The organism is Emticicia sp. (genome assembly GCF_049241225.1).
In the GTDB taxonomy this organism is placed as follows: Bacteria; Bacteroidota; Bacteroidia; order Cytophagales; family Spirosomataceae; genus Emticicia.
The window spans coordinates 1-6,438 of sequence record NZ_JBMLRC010000058.1; the positions used below are offsets into that span (position 1 = coordinate 1).

2 protein-coding genes are annotated in these 6,438 nt (G+C 33.5%); one reads left to right on the plus strand and one right to left on the minus strand.

Features of this window, described 5'->3' with window-relative positions; all coding sequences use genetic code 11:
- Positions 1-2,478: 2,478 nt before the first annotated feature.
- Positions 2,479-6,090, plus strand: coding sequence for a PAS domain S-box protein (locus tag ACOVO2_RS03810; RefSeq protein ID WP_421768694.1), 3,612 nt, complete (start codon positions 2,479-2,481; stop codon positions 6,088-6,090).
- Positions 6,091-6,115: 25 nt separating this feature from the next.
- Here ACOVO2_RS03810 and ACOVO2_RS03815 read toward each other — a convergent pair whose 3' ends face one another.
- Entirely contained in the window at positions 6,116-6,223 is a 108-nt protein-coding gene (locus ACOVO2_RS03815; protein ID WP_421768695.1) for an IS1 family transposase, read from the minus strand.
- Positions 6,224-6,438: the final 215 nt, after the last annotated feature.

Here is a 6,438-nt window from a genome sequence, read left to right on the forward strand (position 1 = left end):
TACCATCGTGTTTGATGATAGGCAACTTAGGATGCTCAAAGCCACTCACAAAATAGTAGGTAGGCACTTCAAACTCTTCAATGTTTGACTTCCAGTTGGGCGGTAAAGCATTTTTATAACGCTCGGCCAGCTTAGATTTCTTTTTTTCGAGATAAGATGCGTTGTAACACATGAAGTTTTGGAGTTTGATATTTCAAAAGTAATTATTTATTTCAATTTTTGTGGCAGAGCCATTTGATAAAAAAGGGGTTGCCCCCATGGGTGGTTGGAAAAATTATCTTCCGACCTTTTTATTTTGATTTCTGTCTTTGTTTTAGGATAAGCAGATTATTGAAAATTACTTTTACAATATTTATAAGAGGACAAATATTGCGTCCGAGCGTACTCAAAAGCCATCTTGCTGGAGCAAAGGTGTTATTTTCTTGAAAGTTTACTTGCGATATGATCACTGACCATTAACGTTGATTTTTATGCGGAGGTTCTTTATGGTCGAAAAATGTTTTACCAGTTTTTTATGATTTTATACAAATAAAGCCAGCGAACCTTAAAAACTACATTTAATCATTCTCTCTTCTACACATTATTCAATATTGGAATGAAGAATGTATTTCTCGTAGTTCAATTAATATTAACTTTTGTTAGTCAAGCTTATCTAAAGTATTTATCCATATTTCTATATTTTCTATCAGCCCGAAGAGTAAAAAAAATTGATTAAAAAGTGTAGATACTTCGATGGTTAACGAAACTTCAAAAAGATTAGTAGTAAAGAAGGCTTTCTGCTGAGGAATTGGCTTACCGATTGCCGCAAAGCTGGTGAGCGGTGTGCCTCAGTGCGAACGAAATGGGTAGAATGAAATGATAAATGAGGAACAAACGCCTATCTTTTTGTTTTACTTTTGAAGTGTGGCAAACTAAAATTGTTCCTTACGATTAATCAATTAGCCAAGCTGAGACAGGCTTAACACTCTGTAAACTCAATAAGTATAAGTCTTTATTTCCCCTCCCCGGTGAGAGAAAGGTCGGGAACGGTCGGGTCAGCCGCTACCGTGATGTCAAAAAGTCTATTTTACCTAAAAATGTCGGTATTTTAACCTCACCCCTCCTTTACCACTCCGATTAGTGTGGCACGATGACTAAACATTATACAAACGTAGTTTACTTAATGGCTGTCGTGAAACCGACTGACATTTTACCTGTGTGCGAGCGGAATTGGTTCATTCTCAGCACTGATGGAGCGGTAGGATCTGAAATTATTCCTTATTGTATGTTAAATAAAAAGACAACCTTTATACGTTTTGGGCTTATAAAAAATACCTTTTATACGCCTAACTATTGTTGAGTTATATTAGGCTCAAAAGATTCCCGTTATCTTAAACAAGAGTGGAATTTAGCTACAATTATTTGATTACCTTCGTCAGTTCCTACTTAAAATTACCCGTAGTTATTTTTTCTTACGAGTATATGCAAACCTCAGACCTGTATCAAATGGGGTAATAAGGCTAGCAAACAGCTATAAAAGTGTAAAATTTGTGAGATTTCTCGTTGGGTTCAACGCAAAGATGTATGTCACAAGAATCTTTGTATTTGCTTCAAATAATAGCTTTTGAAATCCATTCGTAATTAAAAGCAGCTCAATATTTTTACTACTATCAATAGAGAAAAGTACCAATCTTATTAAATGATAAGACGATTTTGCTTACAGAATCTGGAAAAAAGTATAAAAATTGGACAGCTCAAATTTCATTTTAAAGGAACTTAAGCATCAATCTATAGTAAATGTTCAATTGTTTCTGATAAGACTGGTACAAAACATGATAAAAAACGATTAATAAACTAATTTCATCAATCATTCAAAAGCTATAAGATAAGTCGATGATTATTAATTTATTACAATTAAAAACTGTACATTTTACCAACTATTTTTTGCTAAGATATAATTTTCTGATAAGTACTAAAATATAGAAGGTACTATATTACATTCTCCGTTATTTTTTCGAGAGAGTAAAGTTTAATCAGACTCAATTTGAGAAGCTATGTGAGTAATATTTGAGGAATAAGAAACCATATAGAATGTATAAAATTAATACATCAGAAAATCTTATTTTGGCAGTATTTTTGCTAGCTTCTTCAATAGAAAAATCCTAATAATCAAGAGTTTAAATGTCTTTCGTAAATTTATTGTTCACCTTATTGGTTGAGTACTCTCGATAAACAAATAAAATACCCTTCCGCCAATGAACAATCATATACTATAGTAAGCTCATAGTGAAGTGAAACGCAAAATCATTAGTCATAGATGATGAACCAAGCATACGAAAAATATGGGAACATTTAATTTTTAAATTAGCATAAATCAACATTCGCTGCATATGCTTTGTATCGATGTTTTAAATGGTATTTTAAAAAAATGACTATCAGTTATTTATAACTTTAATAAGGGGTATATTCAAATATCTCTATATTATCAGACTTTCTGCCATGAATAAGATTTACGCTCCCATACCCTCTAACGAAAAAGATAGACTCGAAGCATTATTTAATTATAATGTATTAGATAGTATCTCTGAGGAAGAATTTGATAATATTACTCAGTTGGCTTCTTATATCTGCCAAACCCCCATTGCTTTAATTACACTACTAGATGATAAAAGACAGTGGTTTAAATCTCGTATTGGTCTTGCCGAACCCGAAACGCCAAGAGATATTTCTTTTTGTCAGTATGCCATCATGCACGATGAAATATTTGAAGTTGAGAATGCTCTCGAAGATGAAAAATTTGTCAATAATCCGCTTGTCACGGGAAATCCTAATATCCGTTTTTATGCAGGAGCTCCACTCACTACGCCTGGTGGATTTAACATTGGCACTTTATGCGTCATAGATAATGTGCCAAAGAAATTGAGTAATGAACAAAAAAAGGCTCTTTCTACACTTGCAAAAAATGTTATTTCACAATTGGAGTTGAGGAATAAAAACCTTGAATTAAAAAATGAAGTAGAAAAACTCGCAAAAAAAGCTTTAGAAACAATCACATTAGAGCTAAATAGCTATAAATCAGCTTTAGACCTCACCTCGAGCGTTGTCATTACTGACGAAAACGGCATTATTAACTTTGTAAATGATACCACCTGTAAGGTTTCAAAATATTCGAGAGAAGAGTTGATTGGCCAAAACAATAGAATTCTTAATTCTGGCTTTCATCCAAAAGCTTTTTTTACTGATTTATGGCACACAATCACTGCCGGGCTTGTATGGAAAAAAGAAGTCAAAAACAAAGCAAAAGATGGTACTTTCTATTGGGTTGAGACTACCATTGTACCTTTTTTGGATACAAAAGGGAAGCCGCTCAAATATGTAGCCATCAACCGAAATATATCTCAACAAAAAATTTCGGAAAACAAGCTAAAACAGTTTTTCAATTTATCGCAAGATTATTTGTGTGTTACCAATACCGCAGGTTTCTTCGAGACCGTAAGTCCGTCATTTTCAAGAGAATTAGGGTTTACTGAAGAAGAATTGACCACCAAACCTTTTTTTCAGTTCATTCATGTGGATGATGTAGATTCAACCAGAAAAGAAATTGAAAAATTAGCTCAAGGTATAAATACGATTAATTTTGAGACCAGATTTAAGTGTAAAAATGGCGATTACAAGTTCTTAAACTGGAATGGTTCACACGATAAAGAAACTGGCCTGCTATATGCAATTGCTCGAGATATAACGTCTAGTAAAAAGATAAACGAAGAAAACAGGAGACTGTCTTTGGTTGCCAAAGGGACCGATAATATCATCATAATCACCGATAAAAACAAAAATATTGAATGGGTAAATGAGCCCTTTGTAACCTTAACTGGCTATACATTGGAAGAAGTTATTGGTAAAAAGCCAGGCAAAATTCTTCAATGTGAAGAAACTGACAAAACTACAGTTTTGCAAATCAGAGAAGCATTAAACAGGCAAACATCCTTCAAAGGCGAAATCAAAAACCGAAGCAAATTTGGCCGAACCTATTGGCTTGATATTAATATTAGTCCGATTTTTAACGATAATAATGAGCTAATCAATTACATAGCTATTGAATCGGATATTACCGAAAAAAAGCGAAAAGACTTAAGTATTGCCAATTTGATAGCCTCCCAAAATGCTATTTTCAATGGAGTAGGTTATGCCGTCATTTTTACTGATGCCAACGGAATTATTAAAAGAATCAACAAAGCAGGCCTAAACTTAATTGAATATACAAACGAAGAAGTTGTCAATAAAATGACCCCTGCGGCTTTTCATGATTCCAACGAAATTGTAAAGCGTGCAGCCGAATTGACCTTAGAACTTGGGATAAATGTTGAGCCTAGTTTTGAAGTTTTTGTCATAAAAACAAGGGGAGATAATATTGCCGATGGTAATGAGTGGACCTACATTTCAAAATCAGGTAAACGAATTCCAGTTTGGTTGAGTGTTACTTGTATTAAAAATACTGAAAATAAAGTTCTGGGATATTTGGTTGTTGCAGAAGACTATACCATCAAAAAACAGGCCGAGTCTGACCTAATTAATGCAAAGAACCTCGCCGAACAGGCCGTTTGTGCGAAAGATACTTTTCTAGCAAATATGAGCCACGAAATACGTACACCACTAAATGCCATTATTGGTTTTACGGAACTCATCACACAGAGTAAGCTTGATGCAACTCAATTAGAGTTTGTCAATAATATTCAGATAGCTGGCGATAATTTATTACTTATCATTAATGATATTTTAGATTTATCAAAAATTGAGTCGGGGCAATTATTGATCGAGTCGTATCCATTTAATCTAAAAAGCACTCTAAAACACATATATGATTTACTGAAAGTAAAAGCATCGAAAAACGACATTGATTTTAGCTTATTTTTAGACAGCGAAATGCCCGAATTTGTTGTGGGAGACAAAGGCCGTATCAATCAAATAATGATGAATTTGGCTGGAAATGCCTTAAAATTTACGGAATCGGGCGAGGTTATAATTTCAGTTAAAAAAACGGCTGAAACGGATGATACTGTAACGTTGAAATTTTCGGTGAAAGATACAGGAATCGGCATTTCGGACGATAAAATTGTGGCCATTTTTGACAGATTTACGCAGGCAGAAGCAAGCACAACACGCAAATTTGGTGGTACTGGCTTAGGCTTAAATATTGTCAAACAATTGGTTGAATTGCAAAACGGCCAAATTCAGGTCAAAAGTAAATTAGGTGTTGGGTCGGATTTTTATTTTTCTTTGACTTTCCCGAAAGTTAAATCATCAGTGATAGAAACAATAATTGGCAACGATTTGAATCACAACTCACTCGGCAAACTATCAATCCTACTTTGTGAAGACAATGAATTGAACCAACATCTAGCTAGAAATGTTATTAAAAAATTTGGTTTCGAGTTAGATATTGCCATTAACGGTGAGGAAGGAATCAAATTATTGCTGCAAAATAAATATGATTTGATTTTGATGGATCTCCAAATGCCCGTTAAAGATGGGTATCAAACTACAATTTATATTCGAGAAGTTCTGAAGCTGAATATTCCAATAATCGCCATGACTGCCCATTCTCTGGTTGGCGAGCAACAAAAATGCTTTGATATTGGGATGAATGCTTACGTTGCCAAACCATTCAAACAACAAGATTTATTGAATAAAATACGTTTGGTGATTGAAAAAAGTACTGAAATAAATCTTGAAATACCATATATTGATGAAATATCGCCGATAAATAGTTGTAAAAAAAGCATTGATTTTTCATATTTAGACGAATCATTTGGAGGTGAAGCCGACTCTAATTTCAGACAACAAATGGTTGAAGTATTTCTAAACAAAGTACCTTACGATTTAGAAATATTGGAAAAATCTTTCTTTGAAAACGATTATCCTACCGTAGTAAGAATAGCACACGACATGAAATCATCGTTATCGATGTTTAGATTGACAAATGAGGTAGCTTACGTTGAAAAAATGGAAGCAAACGCCAAAAACTCAATCATTGATGAAGACATACGCAGTAATTTTGCAACTTTTAAAGTTAAATTATTTGAGGTTTTTGAATTATTGAAAGCAATTTAGAATATGGGTAATATCGGCATATAGGTCAACCCATACACTTATCTATGAATAGACCAATGACTGAATCATGAATAATTTCAGACTTAGAAAATCTTATTATTCTTCGATTTAGCCGTTTTATTCTTGTGCTCAAATCAAAATTTTAAGTTCAATTCTCCAAGTAAAAGCTTTTTAAAAGTGGCATCACTACCAACTTTTACTAATTTATACTTAAGATAACGTGAGTTCGGGATTGCAGAAGAAATATAAAGTGTTTATAGTAAAAGAGTTAAGTATAATAAACTACTCCGTAGGAGTTAAATATTGGTAGAAAAAAATGAACCCAGAAACTTTTAAGCCCCCTTCGGG

Excerpts from the sequence above, each read along its gene's own strand:
- ACOVO2_RS03810 (WP_421768694.1), top strand. The coding sequence starts at position 2,479 with ATGAATAAGATTTACGCTCCCATACCCTCTAACGAAAAAGATAGACTC.